This window comes from Candidatus Edwardsbacteria bacterium (assembly GCA_018821925.1).
Taxonomy (GTDB): domain Bacteria; phylum Edwardsbacteria; class AC1; order AC1; family EtOH8; genus UBA2226.
Genome location: JAHJLF010000090.1, coordinates 13,600 through 29,114, shown reverse-complemented (window position 1 = coordinate 29,114; position 15,515 = coordinate 13,600). Strand labels below are relative to the sequence as shown.

The following is a 15,515-nucleotide window of genomic DNA, read 5'->3' as shown; positions in this document are numbered from 1 at the left end:
TTTATTATAATAATTTATCAAAAGTAACTAAAATCCAATCAAACTATTTATTCATATTTGGTGTTTGGATATCGGCCGGTTTTTTTATTCCATTTTGGTATTTATATATTAAAACAAAAGTAATCGAATATATTTCTAATATTGATAATAATGGTTAATTTAATAGACGGTAAAAAAATATCTGCCGAGATACGGCAGGAAGTAGCTGACGAGGTAACAGTTCTCAGAGGACAGGGGACAATTCCGCATTTGGCAGTGATCATAGTTGGGTCCGATCCCGGGTCGCAGGTGTATGTCCGCAACAAGCACAAGGCCTGCGAAGAGGCCGGCATCAAATCCACCGTCATCGAAATGCTGGAGAACACCACACAGGGGCAACTGCTGGCCCAGGTGGAAAAACTCAACAATGATAAGGACGTCCACGGCATTTTGGTGCAATCCCCGGTGCCCAAGGGGCTGTCCGAGGAAAAAGCCTTCGAGTCTATCCACCCCTTAAAGGACGTGGATTGCTTCCATCCCCAGAACGTGGGACTTTTAATGCTGGGCCGGCCGCGCTTTCTGCCGGCCACCCCGGCCGGGGTGATAGAACTGCTGGTACGATATAACATCAAGATATCAGGGCAATATGTGGTGATAGTGGGCCGCTCCAACATCGTGGGCAAGCCCCTGGCCAACATGCTGGCCCAAAAATCGGAACGCGGCAACGCCACGGTCACCGTCTGCCATACCGGGACCAAGGGGCTGGCCTATTACACCAAGCAGGCCGATATCGTCATCGCCGCGGCCGGCAGCCCGGGCCTGATCACCGGGGAGATGCTCAACAGTAACTGCACGGTGATAGACGTGGGCACCAACCGCATACCGGATGCTTCCAAAAAATCGGGCTACAGCCTGGTGGGCGATGTGGCCTTCGAATCGGCCTCCAAAGTGGCGGCTTTCATCTCTCCGGTTCCCGGCGGAGTGGGCCCGATGACCATCGCCATGTTGCTGAAGAACTGCGTAATGGCGGCAAAACTGCAGAGCTGACCTCACCCCGACCCTCTCCTAATAAATTAGGCGAGGGATGAAGACGCAAAGAGCGCAAAGGTTTCCAGCAGAACTCAGAATGACGAAGCAATGTGTTTCTTTAAAATCACTCTGGATTCCTGCTTCCGCAGGAATGACAATAGCGCTGTTTTGCAATTTAAGTGATAATGAAGACCTTGGTGTCTCTTCGTCTCAGCTCACTCCTGCGGCGTGCAGGCAGGGCATGCTTTGTGTAAGAAATGATCTGTGTGAATCCGTATAAATCCGTTCAATCCGTGTGCTGTAAAACATAATGTCCGAAGATAAAAGAATAATCCTGTCCGTTACCCAGCTTACCGGCGAGATCAAGCGGGTGCTGGAGAACAGCTTCCCCCGGCTGTGGGTGCAGGGCGAGATATCCAACCTAACGGTCCACAGCTCCGGGCATCTGTATTTTTCGCTGAAGGACGCCGGCAGCCAGGTGCGATGCGTGATGTTTCGTAGCTACGCTCAGAATATGATGCTGATGCCGCAGGACGGCATGCAGGTAGTGGTCCAGGGGGACGTCACCGTTTTCGACCGGGCCGGGCAGTATCAATTGAGCGTCCAGCAGCTGCAGGTGGCGGGATACGGAGAGCTGGCCCAAGCCTTCGAGCGGCTGAAAAAAAAGCTGGCCGACGAGGGGCTGTTCGACCAGGAATTCAAAAAGGAACTGCCGGCCTATCCCAAAACCATCGGGATAGTCACCTCGCCTACCGGAGCAGCCATTCGCGACATGGTCAAGGTGGCCCGCCGCAGGTGGCCGGGAATAGAACTGATCCTTTGCCCGGTGCCGGTGCAGGGAATAGGGGCGGCCCAAAAGATCGCCCGGGCGGTGGACGATCTCAACGAATATCAAAAGATAGACCTTATTATCGTAGGACGAGGCGGCGGCTCGGCCGAGGACCTGTGGGCCTTCAATGAGGAAATTTTGGCCCGGGCCATCTTCCACTCCAATATCCCGGTGATCTCGGCGGTGGGCCACGAAGTGGACTTCACCATATCCGATCTGGTGGCCGATCTGAGGGCGCCCACCCCGTCGGCGGCGGCCGAGATGGCGGTGCCCGATGTCCGGGAGGTGCAATCGAACCTTATAGATTCGGCCCGCCGGATAGCTTCCTCCATGAACGACCTGCTGGATGAGGCCGGATCCCGGCTGAAATCTATACAGCGCAGCTATGGACTGAATCGCCTGCAGGATATGCTGTCCCAGAAATCCCAACAACTGGACTGGGCCGGGACATCGCTGAACAATAAGATCAACGATCGGTTAAGTTCATATACCAACAGACTACAGGGGCAGGCGATAGCTTTGAAAGCGCTGGACCCAAAAAATACGCTCAAGAGGGGATACAGCATCTGCCGCGATCAGAACGGGCGGGTGGTCGTATCAGCAAAAGCGCTGGATAAGGGCAAATTGATAACGGCCGAGTTCCATACCGGCAAAGCTCAAATGACAGTCGAGGAAACCATACCATGAAAAAGACAAGAACCGATGCCGATTTCAAATTCGAGAAGGCCCTGGCCCGCATCGAGCAGATAGTGGACCAGATGGAATCCGGCGAGATCGAACTGGACCAGGCTCTGGCACTTTACCAGGAAGGCATGGAACTGATGGCCAGGTGCCAGACCACTTTGGAAGAAACCCAGAATAAAATAAAAAAAATAACCAGGGACATCCAGGGCAGGCTGAAAGTTGAAGAGCACGATATGGAGGAGAATTAAATGGTCCAGAAAAAATCCGTCAAGAAAACAGCCGCAGTCAAGAAGAAACCCCTCAAGAAAGCCGCTGCAGTCAAGAAAAAGCCTGCTAAGAAAATAACCGCGGTCAAGAAAAAACTCGTCAAGAAAACCATTGCCGTCAATAAGCCGGCCCTGGTGAAAAAAGCCCCGCCGGCCAAGATCAAACCCTTAAGCGGCCTGGCCCGGCTGATGGAGGAGGTCAAGTGCCGCAAGGAAAAGGTCTACCAGTACCTCCAGTTAAAAGACCGGCCGGAAAAATTCCAGCCCGAAGACATCTATTGCGGGGTGCATAAATACCTCAAGGCCGGCGGCAAATCGCTCCGGCCGGCAGTCCTGTTGTTGGCCTGCGGGGCGGTGGGAGGGGATGAGGAGAAGGCCATCCCGGCGGCGGCGGCGGTGGAGGTCTACCATACCTGGACCCTGGTGCATGACGACATCATCGACCGCGACGGCACCAGGCGCGGGGTGACCACTGTCCACGAGGAACTCAAAAACAGAGCCATCAAGAAATTTGGCCTGAAGGGCGAGGAGGCGGAGCATTATGGCCAGGCCATGGCCATTCTGGCCGGTGATCTGCAGCAAGGCTGGACCATCTCATTGCTGACCGAGCTGGTAAGGGAGAAAGGCATCAGCCCGATATTAGTGCTGCAGCTGATCCTGGACCTGGAAGTGGACGTCCAGTGCAACCTGATCGAGGGCGAGGCCCTGGATCTGCAATACTCCAAGATGCCGATAGAATCATTAAGCGAAGAAAAGATCCTGGCCATGCTGTGGAAGAAGACCGGGGCCCTTTACCAGTTCGCCGGAAAGGCCGGGGCCATGATCGGGATAGACCAGCCCAACAGCCGCCATCCCTATGTGGAGGCCATGTCCCTGTTCACCTCCAACTGCGGGATCGCCTTCCAGCTGCAGGACGATATCCTGGGGATCCTGGCCGACGAGAAGAAACTGGGCAAGCCGGTGGGCTCGGATATCCGCGAAGGCAAGCGGACGGTGATCGTCTATCACGCCCTGGCCGAGGCCAACCGCAAAGAAAAAAATCTGATACTGAAGACCCTTAATAATCCCAAGGCCACAGGCGCCCAGATCAAACAGGTCACCAAGCTGTTTCAGGAGCTGGGCAGCATTGCTTACACCGCCGAGATGGCCCAGAAATACGTCCGCAAGGCGGTGGCCGCCCTGGAGGCCCTGCCCGACAGCGAATATAAAAAACTGTTGATGCTGTGGGCGGATTACATGATCAGCCGGGAGTTTTAAAATATTGAACCCTTAACAGGATTTTAGGCAAATTGTTTTATGGTAAGGGAAGAAGCCAAGTTCTTTAAGTTTAACATATTTCCCCCCGCTTTCTCTTTGAAGAGAAAGCTCCAAAGAGAACTGTCGCTGCACCGCTGCCCTGGAGCCCCAAAACCAGCCGCCTAAATGTCTTGATCACGAAACAAGGCACCCGCAGGCAAAACATTTTTAACGGCAGCTTTTGCCAGGCAGCAGCGCTGATGCGACCCGGGGAACCGCCTTTAAGTGGAGCGGCTCAAACTTCAGCCCCGATAAAGCAGTCATTGTGTCATGGACATCCTGCAGGTTCTGGTTCAATGAGTGCCGGGGCGTAGGCCTTACTATCCGCGGAACTGGGCGGTAAAGACTTCTTTGGTTACTTTCTTAGTCATAAGAAAGTAACAACCTGCATGCTTTCAAGCTAATATCGGTGGGCCATGAATTCCCCGTACTCCCCGCAGGTCTCGAAGCCCAGCTTCCGGTAGCATTTTATGGCCCCGGCATTGTCGGCCTTTACGTTGAGCCCGATGACATCCACCGTCTTTAGAAGGGTTTTGCACAACGCCGCGGTGACTGCTGTCCCCAGACCCTGGCCTCTGTGCTCTGACAGGGTGGCGATATTGCCCAGCGCCGCTGCCTTGTATTGCGGGGAGTAGACATGGATCCCGGCGATGCTTACCAGTTTCCAGTTCTGTCGCAGGCCGAAGTACTGCCCGGTCTCCAGCATCCGGGCATCGAACCAGTTATCGGGGTAGCTGGAGGCATAAAAAGCCAATATCTCTTCCCTGTCGGTGGCGACCAATGGCACGGCGCCGGCGGTATCGGTATCCTTCAGCTTGTCCGGCTGGGACAGCACCATCTTATGATGGGTGCCGTGCGGGTCCAGGGAAAATCTTCCGTCCAATGATTTTTCCAGCCCCGGGGTCAGATGGCAGTAGAACCTGTCCGGCAATTCATCGGCCAGTTGAACCAGAAGCTCTTTCATGAAAGGGGATCCCGGCTGATCCAGGGCCAAAAGGACCGGCAGTTCGGTGCCCTGGTATAACAGGGCGACAGCCTTTGTTTCCCCGTTGACCTGATGCGCATACCAGGTGGTGTAAGGGAAGAAGAAATCATCCAAGTCGCCCAGCTCGTAGAGGTGCAGGGCGGCGTTGCGCCGCAGGAACGATTCGATAACAACTTTATCTTTTAATTTTTTGGCATTCATTTATTTTTATATATAACTTTCAAATAATGCCTCTGATCCCAGCTATTTGAACTAAAGTACTCGTTAAAATTGCCGTTGTAAGCGTATTCAAGTTTGACCTTTTCCGTTATGCCAACAGTGGCACCGGCGGTATATGACACCTCCTTCAATTTATAAACTGTAGAATATGGTATCATCCCAACATCCGGCCCCCACGATGAAAGGCCGGCTCGAACCGTTACATATTGTTTCACCTGCGTTTCTATTCCTATCCTCCCGCTGGCACCGTTTAATCCAAATCGTTTCCCAATGACTTCATCCAAATTATAGTACCAGCTTACCAGGCTATCCTGCTTAAAGCTCCATATCGCCTCGTATCCCCAGCGTAAAATAAAATCTGCCGCTATCTTTGTTCTTATGAATTTCAGCCCCAGATCCACTCCCAATCCCGTTTCGTATTGGGGATCAAGATAATAATTTCGATCTTTTATAGAACCTTTTAAACCAATTCCCAACCATTTCCAAAGCGCCGTTTGGTATCTTAATTCCATATAATATTTGGAGAACAATTCCGAAGGCTCACCCATTATAAGATAATTAAGATTATTTTTCTCATTACCAATATGCCACCCAATGGACATGTTATCCGAATCATAATAATCGTCAAAGATCCTGTCGTACCCCAAACCAAGTCCCAGAAATCCCAATTTATATCCCAGGCGTAAATTCATCAAACCGTAATTTCGGGGATACCCGTAATAATTGCCCCACGCTCCTCCAACCATTGCCGCCCCATAAAGCTTTCCTTTTACCAAGGGAAGCATCCCGCCCAGCACCGGATTGTAACCCTCCCGGTATGTGGTATAACCAGCAAAAGAATCAGAAATGTCATAGGTGCTTTTATGAAACCCGGCCGACATACCGCCGATATAATACGTACTTCTTAGCTGCACTAGGTTGGCCGGATTGTAAAAAACATCGTTTTCCAAATCCGCCACGGCTATGCTGCCACCGCCCATGCCGGCTAAACGAACGTCACTGGCCAAAGCAATATTGAAGAAAAGGATTGTTGTTATAAACCCGATCGCACTCTTCACTATTATATCCTTTGAATTATTTTATCTTGATCAGCTTGACCGGCTTTATTTGCGGCAGTTTTGCCCTTGTGGCAAAATAAATCCCCGGAGCCAGTTTTTCCCCAATTTTGGACCCCTTGCAAGCCTGTACTTTCTGCCCCAATATATTGTAGATAAAAAGCTCCTGTTCTTCCAAGCCCTTTACTGTGGCATATGATTTGAAGGGATTTGGGTATGCAAGGTATGAGCTTTGGTCAACTACTGATAATTCTTTTGGCTTATTACCCGCAACCCCGGTTTCTGCCTGATATTTATTAGTAAGAAAATAAAAAACACCATTGTCGTTCACAGAACCGCAGAGCACAAGTTCCCCGGCCGGGGTTAACTCGCAATCATACCCAGCCGCACCCGTAATCCAAAAAGTCCATACGGTATCACCCAGACTGTTATATTTGATCATTGTAGACTGACCGGTGACATATAAATTGCCCTGGCTATCCAAGGCACTTTTACGGCCGTAATCAATACTCAAATTAACATTTGCTTGCATATTGCTCCAAAGCATATTCCCGTCCGAATCGTATTTTAATGCCATATAGGGACGAGGGTCATCCATCAAATCATATTCCCCTGACACATATACAGAACCGTTTGCATCAACATGAATTTCATGGCCAATTTCATAAACCGTATTAGAGATATTATGATTCCGCGTCCATATTGTGTCCCCTAGAGAATCACATTTTATTATATAACACCCATTATTGTTAGTAAAACCAGTAAGGTATATGTTATTTTGACTGTCAACAGTACAGCCATTGGTATAAGGAAAATCGAGAAATTCTACTGCTAAAGGTATTATCTTGTTCCATACAGTATCCCCTTGGGCTGTATACTTTAAAATGAACGGCTTGGTTTCTGTTCCGTTATTGTAATCACCGGCAATATAGACATTATTTGCTTTATCTATTGCGCATGCTCTACCCATTAAATTTATATCGTTTTTTTTGCGTGTCCATATCGTATCCCCGTCCTGATTAAATTTTAATAATGCTGTCCGATTATTCATTGATCCGGAAACATACAATTGCTGCATATCGTTAATTACGCAGTCATCTGCCCAATCATAATTACCGCCGTCATATAACCAATGCCAAAGAGTATCGCCGTTCGAGTTATATTTCAAAACCAACATATTTTGATTGCCACTCTGTTCATAAACCCTGCCAACCACATAAATATTACCGGATGTATCTATTGAGCAGCCATATGCATCATGTTGTGCTGTTGCTGAAATATTGTACTGCCGGGACCATTCGATGGTAGGGGTGGCTGAGAATGATGTAATTGCCGACGCCATTACGATAAAAAGCACTGCGCCTTTGATATTTTTCATTATCTTTCTCCACTAATAATCATGAAACGACAAAGGTCATTATCTAATTATATAATGACCTTATTAACTATGCTAATTATAGTTGATGTAATTTCTAAAATCAAACTATATTTTAGTCAAATTTTTCTCCGTTTTCTCCGTACTGACCGCCTCCTATATCCCCCTTCCGCCATGAGGTGGAAACAATTACCCCTTCCCTTGCAGGGAAGGGGTGGGGGTTAGGTCGTGACCCCACCTTTAAGTGAAGCGGCTTGACTTCAGCCCCGATAAAGTAGTCATTGCGTCATGAACATCCTGCATGTTCTGGTTCAATGAATGCCGGGACGTAGGCCTTACTATCCGCGGAGCTGGGCGGCAAAGACTTCTTTGGTTACTTTCTTAGTCATAAGAAAGTAACAATAAGGGCATTACGGCCTTCTTTCGGATAAAACATAATACCAATTACTTATTTATATGTTGTTTTTGGATCTTTTTAAAAACAGGATATTATGGGCGGTGGTGGCCAGCGGGCTCTCCACCCAGGTATTGAAGGCCTTCGCTTCCATCATCTGGGAGGGGCATATCAACTGGCGGCGCACTTTAGAACCAGGGGGAATGCCCAGTTCACATGCCGCCTCCTCGGTTACCCTGGCTACCATGATCGGCCTGGCCACCGGGTTCGACAGCCTACTATTCGCCCTGACCGCCTATATCAGCTTCGTGGTGATGTACGACGCCGCCGGGGTCCGCCGGGCAGTGAGAAAGCAGGCCATCCTGCTCAACCGCCTGTTGGAAAGCCAGGCCCTTAGAAAGAGGGCCGGGGGCGAGAAGCTTCGGGAGTTGTTGGGCCACACCCCGGTGGAGGTCATCGCCGGCGGTTTTCTGGGCCTTATCTGGGGCCTGCTGTTTCATTATGTTTTTTAAATAAGCAATGCTGTATTCCTTAAAATAATTTTCTTGCCCTTTCTGTCCGGGCAGACCTCACCCTCACTCCCTCCCCGCATCGGGGAGGGAAGCCGTCAGGCAGGGAGAGGTCAAAGACCCGCCGAGGGCACAGGGCTTATTGTTTTATACACATAATATTGATAACAAGATAGCAAACTGAAAATAGCCTGCTGTTGGTGCATACGTTTTAAAGAATATGTCGGGTGTCCTTACCCGCACTGTGCCCCCGGACCCCATTTGGCCGCTTTGGGCCCACTCAACTTAACCTGTAAACATTACAGGTTAAGCCGGGTCTTAGGGGACGGCTACGGTCAGCGTTGCAGGTGCAATAGCCTTGGTAAAATAATAATAAGTGCGGATTGAAAATTGTAGTGCTTTTATTTGCGTTAGTTTGCCGTTCCCTAAAACTTCTCTTTGGAGCTTTCTCTTAGTTATAAGAGAAAGCGGAAAGGTCGTTTTGCCGACAAAAAAGGAAATAAAGTTTTACAAGAGAAATTGTCAGCTATCATCAATATCTTTCAGGCTTTCACAAACAGCTCGAAACAGTAAAATGCATTTTTGTTAAGTCGTATCGCATGTACTTAGAAAAAATAAATTCACCGGCCGATCTTAAAAAACTGGAGATAGATCAGCTGAGCATTCTGGCCCGGGAGATAAGGGAGAAGATCATTGCCGTCATCTCCCGCAACGGCGGACATTTGGCCCCCAGCCTGGGCACGGTGGAGCTGACCATCGCCCTGCATTACGTGCTGGATACCCCACGGGACAAGCTGGTTTGGGATGTGGGCCACCAGGCCTACGCCCACAAGATCCTGACCGGACGCCGCGATCAGTTCGACACCATCAGAACCTATAAGGGCTTAAGCGGCTTCCCAAAAAGGGCCGAGAGCCCCTACGATAATTTCGATACCGGCCACGCCTCGACCTCCATTTCGGCGGCGCTGGGGATGGCCTGCGCCCGGGATCTGGCCGGGGAGAATTTCCGGACGGTGGCCGTCATCGGGGACGGCTCGCTGACCGGGGGCCTGGCCTTTGAGGGCCTTAATCATGCCGGCCAGTTGAAGAAGAACATGCTGGTCATTCTCAACGACAACCGGATGGCCATCTCCAAGCGGGTGGGGGCCCTGGGACAGTACCTGACAAAGATCACCACCGCACCGGCCTATACCAGTTTTGAGAAGAACCTGTGGGATCTTCTGGGACGGCTGCCGTATAACCTGGGAGGGCCGTCGAGGGTTGCTTTTCGGCGTCTGCGCCAGGGTTTCAAGAACCTGATCGTGCCGGGGCTGACCTTCGAGGAACTAGGATACCATTACGAGGGCCCGATAGACGGCCACGATGTAGCGGCCCTGATAGATATCCTGCGGAGGATCAAGGACCAGCCGGGCCCGACCTTTTTGCATATACTGACGGTCAAGGGCAAGGGCTACGAACCGGCCGAGGAGGATGCTGAGAAGTACCATGGGGTGGGCGCTTTCGATCCGGAGACCGGCGATTCTCTGTCCTGCAAGAACATCTGCTCCTATACCGAGGTGTTCGGCAAATCGCTGGTGGAACTGGCCAAGACAGATCAAAAAATAGTGGCCATTACCGCGGCCATGCCGGAGGGAACCGGGTTGGACTATTTCCGGAGCGTTTTCCCCGACCGCTTCTTCGATGTCGGCATCGCCGAACAGCACGCCCTGACCTTCGGGGCAGGGCTGGCGGCCCAGGGCATCAAACCGGTGGTGGCCGTCTATTCAACATTCCTACAGAGGGGATACGACCAGATCATCCACGACATAGCCCTGCAGAAGCTTCCGGTGATTATTGCCATAGACCGGGCCGGGCTGGTGGGCGAGGACGGGCCCACCCATCACGGGCCGTTCGATTTGTCGTTTCTGCGCTGTATTCCCAACCTGACGGTGATGGCTCCCATGGACGAATGGGAGCTGGCCTCCATGCTCAGGACCGCCCTGCAGATCAAGGGCCCGGTGGCCATTCGTTATCCCAGGGGGCCCGGCTTTGGGGTGAGTCTGAAAAATCCTGAATTGATCGCTTTGGGCAAAGCCCAGATCATCCGTCCGGGGAAGGACGGGGCCCTGCTGGGGATCGGCGTCATGTCCACCATAGCCCGTCAGGCGGCCGAGGAGCTGGCTAAAAACGGCCTGAACCTGGAGGTGGTGAACGCCCGGTTCGTCAAACCGCTGGATGAGGAAACGATAACCGAACTTCTAAAACGCCATAAAAAGATCATCACCCTGGAAGAGAACGTGCGGGACGGCGGTTTCGGCTCGGCGGTGATGGAGCTGGCCGAGGCCAGGGGCCTGTCCTGTCAGATTAAAATCCTGAGCCTGCCCGATGAATTCATCGAGGCCGGACCCAGGAACAAGCTTCTGGAGATCTACCGGCTGGACCGGGACGGGGTGATCAAGGCCGCCCGTGATCTCTTTGCCCGCTGACCTCCGATAATAATGGATGCCATCCTGAATATAAATAAACCGCCGGGCCCGAGTTCTTTTGCCGTAGTAACCAGGGTCCGGCGGCTTTTGAACATCAAGAAAGCAGGGCATGCCGGGACCCTGGACCCCATGGCCACCGGAGTGCTGTTGGTGCTTACCGGCCGGGCCACCAGGCTCTCTCAGTTTTTGATGGGCCGGCCCAAGGAATATCTGGCAACTATCAAGCTGGGGATCGAGACCGACAGCTGCGATCTGGAGGGGCAGATAATTCGGCAATGCACTGTTCCGGAGATTGCTCGGCCGCAGCTTCTCTCGGCGCTGAACGAATTTACCGGTGACATCAGACAGATCCCGCCCAGTTTTTCGGCCATCAAGATCGACGGCCAGCCGGCCTATAAAAAAGCCCGGCAGGGGAAGGCGGTGGATATCCCGGAACGGCAGGTGAGGGTGGATTCTATCGACCTTATCGATCTTACGGCCGATGAGATCACCATCAAGGTCCGTTGTTCCAAGGGCACCTATATCCGTTCGCTGGCCCGGGATATCGGCCAACGCCTGGGCAGCTGCGGGACCCTGGCGGCCCTGACCCGTACCGCGGTGGGCGAATTTCGGCTGGAGCAGGCTCTGGAGTTGGAGGGCATCACGGCGCAGGACGGCGTAAGCATGGACCGGGCTCTGGCCTTCATGCCCGAGGTTATCATTGATTCCAACGGCTATCAAAGAACCAAACACGGGAATAACATCATGGTCAAAGAAAAAGGGGAAAAAGACATCTATTACCGGATCAAATATGACGGGCAATTGGTTGCGCTGGGGCAATTCAAAGGCGACGATCAATTGCACCCCGAGATCGTGCTGTAGGCCACCGTGCTGGTGATCAAACGGCTCAACAATTTCGGCGTTAAACATCCCGGCGCCATTGCCGCCCTGGGATCGTTCGACGGTCTTCACCTGGGGCACCGGGCCATCATCAAAAAGTTGGTGGCCAGGGCAAAGAAGATAGGCCACGATAGCGTGGTGATAACTTTCGATCCTCATCCCCAACAGATATTATCAAGAGATAAAACCCCCTGCCTTTTGACCACCCTGCCGGAGAAACAGGAGATATTGGAATTTCTGGGAGTGGGGGTGATGGCGGTCATCAAATTTTCTAACCAGATAGCCTCAATGCTGCCGGAGGAATTCATCCGCTCGGTAATGATAAAAAAACTGGCGGTATCGGAGGTCATCTGCGGGCATGACTGCGGGTTCGGGGCCGGACGGAAAGGCAACATCAACACACTGGAAGAACTGGGAAAAAAAATGGGCTTTAAGGTCTTGGTGCTTTCATCGCTTAAGACCAACGGAAGCAAGATCAGCAGTTCTAACATCCGGAGCCTGATCTCATCCGGCAAGGTGGAGAAGGCTAACAAGATGCTGGGCCGGGCCTACTCTATCCGCGGCACGGTGGTAAAGGGACTGGGGCTGGGCCGTAAACTGGGCTTTCCTACGGCCAACATAAAATTATCCAACTCGCAGAAGCTGCTGCCGCGGGACGGGGTCTATGCCGCCGGGGCTAGGATAGGGAGAAAAGAATATCAAGGCATGCTCTATATCGGCAGCCGGCTCACTGTCGGAAAGAGCGCCAGGACCATCGAATTCAATGCCTTCGGCGGCAAGCATGACCTCTCCGGAAAGAAGGCCGAGATATTTTTTCATAAATATATCAGGCCGGGAAAGAAATATGATACCGTCGAGGCACTTATAAGGGCTATTAAAGGAGATCAGGAAAAGATAGAAAAATATTTTGGAGAAGCTTATCGTATTGACTTTTAAGGCTGTTATGGTTTATAATTAACACAATAAACGACCTCTCCTGCACCGCTTCGCGGGAGAAGGCATCAGAAAAAAACAGGAGGAACCCACACCATGCCACTGACCATTGAAAAGAAGCAGGAACTGATCGGCAAACATCAGAAACATGAAGGGGATACCGGCAGCCCCGAGGTGCAGGTATCTTTGCTTACCCAGCGGATCAACGATCTGACCGAGCATCTCAAGATCCACAAAAAGGACCACGCCTGCCGGCGGGGGCTATTAAAGATGGTGGGCCAGCGGCGCAGGCTGCTGAACTACCTCTCCAAGCGTCATATGGACCGTTACCGGTCCATAGTGGAAAAGCTGGGACTCAGAAAGTAATTGTTCGGGCTTGATAACCAACAGGGGCGATCGTAATCGCCCCTGATTGGCGTAAACCGGACGGCAAGTAAAACAATTCCCCCGGAAAGCGGGGAAGGCTCTGCAGAGCTGCGGGGCAGGAAGGAAAAAATGGTACAAGTACAGGAACTGGAACTGGGGGGACGCAAACTGATAATCGAGACCGGCCGGATGGCCAAACAGGCCGGCGGTTCGGTGACGGTGCGCTATGGCGACACCGTGGTGCTGGTGACGGCAGTGGGGGCCGATAAGCCCCGGGAGGGGATAGATTTCTTCCCATTGACCGTGGAATACCGGGAGCAGGCCTATGCCGTAGGCAGGATACCGGGCGGCTTCTTCAAGAGGGAGGGCAGGCCCCGGGAAAAGGAGATCCTTTCGGCCCGGCTGATCGACCGGCCGATCCGTCCGCTGTTCCCGCAGGATTTCAGGAATGAAGTGCAGGTCTTTGCGCTGATACTTTCAGCCGACCAGGAAAACGATTCCGACATACTGGGAATGATCGGGGCCTCGGCGGCCCTGTCCATCTCCGATGTCCCCTTCCACGGACCCATCGGATCGGTCAGGGTGGGGCTGATTAACGGCCAGTATGTGATCAACCCCACTTTCCAGCAGCTGCAGGAAAGCCGGCTGGATATCGTCATAGCCGGCAGTAGCGATTCCATTACCATGGTGGAGGCCGGTGCCCGTGAGGTTTCGGAGGACGAGATCGTGGCCGCCATAGAGTTCGGCCACCAGTATATCAAGCAGATCGTGGAGATGCAGGAGGAATTGGTCAAAAAATGCGGCAAACCCAAGCGGGTTGTTACCGCGGCGAAAAAGGACCAGTCCCTGATAGAAAAGGTCAGGGAGCTGACCCTTAACAAGATCCGGGCGGCCAATATCCTGCCGCAAAAGGAGGTTCGCCAGGATGCCATCAAGCACCTGACCGTCGAGACCATCGAATCTTTAAAAGAAACTTATCCGGAATCGGATAAAGCCATCAAGTCGCTGATCGAGGAGATACAGAGCCAGGACCTGAGGGAGAGGATATTGAAGGAAGGCAAACGGGCCGACGGCCGGGGCCTGACAGATATCCGTCCCATAACCTGCGAGGTAGGGGTGCTGCCCCGGACCCACGGCTCGGCCCTGTTCACCCGCGGCGAGACCCAGAGCCTGGCGGTGACCACTCTGGGGACCGCCTCCGACGGGCAACGGATAGAGGATCTGGAGGGCGAATATACCAAAAGCTACATGTTGCATTATAACTTTCCGCCCTTCTCGGTGGGAGAGGTCAAACCCATCCGTGGCCCGGGCCGCCGGGAGATAGGCCACGGAGCGCTGGCCGAGAGGGCAGTGGCTCCCATGATCCCGGCCGAGGACCGTTTTCCCTACACCGTCAGGGTGGTATCGGAAATCCTGGAATCCAACGGCTCCTCCTCGATGGCCTCGGTGTGCGGAGCTTCGCTGTCGCTGATGGACGCCGGGGTGCCCATCAAGTCGCCGGTGGCCGGCATCGCCATGGGGCTGGTTATGGAAAAAGACCAGGTGGCCATTCTCTCCGACATCATGGGCCTGGAGGATCATCTGGGTGACATGGACTTCAAGGTGGCCGGCACCAGGGACGGCATCACTGCCCTGCAGTTAGACATCAAGGTTCAGGGCCTTAACAAGGATATTCTGCAGAAGGCTCTGGCCCAGGCCCATGAGGGGCGGATGCATATCCTGGACATCATGGTCAAGACTCTGGATCAACCGCGAACCGAGCTTTCCGCTTATGCCCCGCGGATCCTCAGCCTGATGATACCGCCGGACAAGATCGGTATGGTCATCGGCCCCGGCGGCAAGAGCATCCGGGCCCTGCAGGAGGAGTTCGGGGTCAAGATAGACATCGATGATGACAACTCCGGGCGGGTCTCCGTCGCCTCGGTGGGCCTGGCCGGGATTGCGGGAGCCGAGGCCTGCTACGAGAAGATCAAGATGATGACTGCCGAGCCGGAGATTGGGAAGATCTACCAGGCCAAGGTGGTCAAGATCATGAATTTCGGAGCCTTCGTGGAATACATGCCAGGCCAGGAAGGGTTGGTCCACATTTCCGAATTAGACAAGAAAAGGGTGGAGAAGGCGGAGGATGTGGTCCAAGAAGGCCAGCAGATAATGGTCAAGCTGATCAAGGTAGATCCCGAGACGGGCAAGGTCAGCCTGTCAAGAAAACAGGCTCTATAAAAAAAAAGCCGAGCATTTTGCTCGGCTTTTTT

General features: G+C 52.6%; 13 protein-coding genes. 10 read left to right on the top strand and 3 right to left on the bottom strand.

The features are described from left to right. The first annotated feature begins 150 nt into the window (after positions 1 to 150). From KJ869_11125 to KJ869_11110, 4 genes are all read left to right on the top strand, one after another. Positions 151 to 1,026, top strand: a complete 876-nt coding sequence (locus tag KJ869_11125) for a bifunctional 5,10-methylenetetrahydrofolate dehydrogenase/5,10-methenyltetrahydrofolate cyclohydrolase (protein ID MBU1577738.1) — start codon at positions 151 to 153, stop codon at positions 1,024 to 1,026. Positions 1,027 to 1,318: 292 nt separating this feature from the next. Continuing rightward, positions 1,319 to 2,524, top strand: a complete 1,206-nt coding sequence (locus KJ869_11120) for an exodeoxyribonuclease VII large subunit (GenBank protein MBU1577737.1) — start codon at positions 1,319 to 1,321, stop codon at positions 2,522 to 2,524. Further along, on the top strand, positions 2,521 to 2,769 hold the full coding sequence (xseB, locus tag KJ869_11115) for an exodeoxyribonuclease VII small subunit (GenBank protein ID MBU1577736.1): 249 nt from the start codon (positions 2,521 to 2,523) through the stop codon (positions 2,767 to 2,769). The genes KJ869_11120 and xseB overlap by 4 nt, the downstream gene beginning before the upstream one ends. Further along, positions 2,770 to 4,044 (top strand): polyprenyl synthetase family protein, encoded by a 1,275-nt coding sequence (locus KJ869_11110; GenBank protein MBU1577735.1) that lies wholly within the window; start codon positions 2,770 to 2,772, stop codon positions 4,042 to 4,044. It begins immediately after the preceding gene. Between the two features lie 439 nt (positions 4,045 to 4,483). On the opposite strand, the gene KJ869_11105 is transcribed toward KJ869_11110, so the two are convergent. From KJ869_11105 to KJ869_11095, 3 genes are read right to left on the bottom strand one after another with little or no spacing between them, the layout of a single operon-like run. Continuing rightward, entirely contained in the window at positions 4,484 to 5,269 is a 786-nt protein-coding gene (locus KJ869_11105) for a GNAT family N-acetyltransferase (protein MBU1577734.1), read from the bottom strand. Continuing rightward, a complete protein-coding gene (locus KJ869_11100; GenBank protein ID MBU1577733.1) occupies positions 5,266 to 6,345 on the bottom strand; it encodes a hypothetical protein in 1,080 nt (359 codons plus the stop codon). The genes KJ869_11105 and KJ869_11100 overlap by 4 nt, the downstream gene beginning before the upstream one ends. 16 nt (positions 6,346 to 6,361) lie before the next feature. Continuing rightward, positions 6,362 to 7,720, bottom strand: a complete 1,359-nt coding sequence (locus KJ869_11095; GenBank protein ID MBU1577732.1) for a hypothetical protein — start codon at positions 7,718 to 7,720, stop codon at positions 6,362 to 6,364. 453 nt (positions 7,721 to 8,173) lie between these two features. Here KJ869_11095 and KJ869_11090 point away from each other — a divergent pair, with 453 nt between their 5' ends. The 6 genes from KJ869_11090 to pnp all read left to right on the top strand — a co-directional run bounded on the left by KJ869_11090 (position 8,174) and on the right by pnp (position 15,483). Then, a complete protein-coding gene (locus KJ869_11090; GenBank protein MBU1577731.1) occupies positions 8,174 to 8,623 on the top strand; it encodes a divergent PAP2 family protein in 450 nt (149 codons plus the stop codon). Positions 8,624 to 9,219: 596 nt separating this feature from the next. Beyond that, complete coding sequence (gene dxs, locus KJ869_11085) at positions 9,220 to 11,085, top strand: 1-deoxy-D-xylulose-5-phosphate synthase (GenBank protein MBU1577730.1); 1,866 nt, start codon at positions 9,220 to 9,222, stop codon at positions 11,083 to 11,085. 12 nt (positions 11,086 to 11,097) lie between these two features. Next, a complete protein-coding gene (gene truB, locus KJ869_11080; GenBank protein ID MBU1577729.1) occupies positions 11,098 to 11,946 on the top strand; it encodes a tRNA pseudouridine(55) synthase TruB in 849 nt (282 codons plus the stop codon). Positions 11,947 to 11,952: 6 nt separating this feature from the next. Next, a complete protein-coding gene (locus KJ869_11075) occupies positions 11,953 to 12,900 on the top strand; it encodes a bifunctional riboflavin kinase/FAD synthetase (protein MBU1577728.1) in 948 nt (315 codons plus the stop codon). Positions 12,901 to 12,993: 93 nt separating this feature from the next. Continuing rightward, entirely contained in the window at positions 12,994 to 13,263 is a 270-nt protein-coding gene (gene rpsO / locus KJ869_11070) for a 30S ribosomal protein S15 (GenBank protein MBU1577727.1), read from the top strand. A gap of 129 nt (positions 13,264 to 13,392) precedes the next feature. Beyond that, positions 13,393 to 15,483: a polyribonucleotide nucleotidyltransferase gene (gene pnp / locus KJ869_11065; GenBank protein MBU1577726.1), complete on the top strand. Its 2,091-nt coding sequence runs from the start codon at positions 13,393 to 13,395 to the stop codon at positions 15,481 to 15,483. The last annotated feature ends 32 nt before the right edge of the window (positions 15,484 to 15,515 follow it).

What these genes read in the sequence shown, in the direction of transcription:
- KJ869_11105 (MBU1577734.1), bottom strand. Translation starts at nt 5,269, where the DNA reads ATGAATGCCAAAAAATTAAAAGATAAAGTTGTTATCGAATCGTTCCTG.
- pnp (MBU1577726.1), top strand. Translation starts at nt 13,393, where the DNA reads ATGGTACAAGTACAGGAACTGGAACTGGGGGGACGCAAACTGATAATC.
- KJ869_11120 (MBU1577737.1), top strand. Translation starts at nt 1,319, where the DNA reads ATGTCCGAAGATAAAAGAATAATCCTGTCCGTTACCCAGCTTACCGGC.
- KJ869_11095 (MBU1577732.1), bottom strand. Translation starts at nt 7,720, where the DNA reads ATGAAAAATATCAAAGGCGCAGTGCTTTTTATCGTAATGGCGTCGGCA.
- KJ869_11110 (MBU1577735.1), top strand. Translation starts at nt 2,770, where the DNA reads ATGGTCCAGAAAAAATCCGTCAAGAAAACAGCCGCAGTCAAGAAGAAA.
- KJ869_11125 (MBU1577738.1), top strand. Translation starts at nt 151, where the DNA reads ATGGTTAATTTAATAGACGGTAAAAAAATATCTGCCGAGATACGGCAG.
- dxs (MBU1577730.1), top strand. Translation starts at nt 9,220, where the DNA reads ATGTACTTAGAAAAAATAAATTCACCGGCCGATCTTAAAAAACTGGAG.
- truB (MBU1577729.1), top strand. Translation starts at nt 11,098, where the DNA reads ATGGATGCCATCCTGAATATAAATAAACCGCCGGGCCCGAGTTCTTTT.
- xseB (MBU1577736.1), top strand. Translation starts at nt 2,521, where the DNA reads ATGAAAAAGACAAGAACCGATGCCGATTTCAAATTCGAGAAGGCCCTG.
- KJ869_11090 (MBU1577731.1), top strand. Translation starts at nt 8,174, where the DNA reads ATGTTGTTTTTGGATCTTTTTAAAAACAGGATATTATGGGCGGTGGTG.
- rpsO (MBU1577727.1), top strand. Translation starts at nt 12,994, where the DNA reads ATGCCACTGACCATTGAAAAGAAGCAGGAACTGATCGGCAAACATCAG.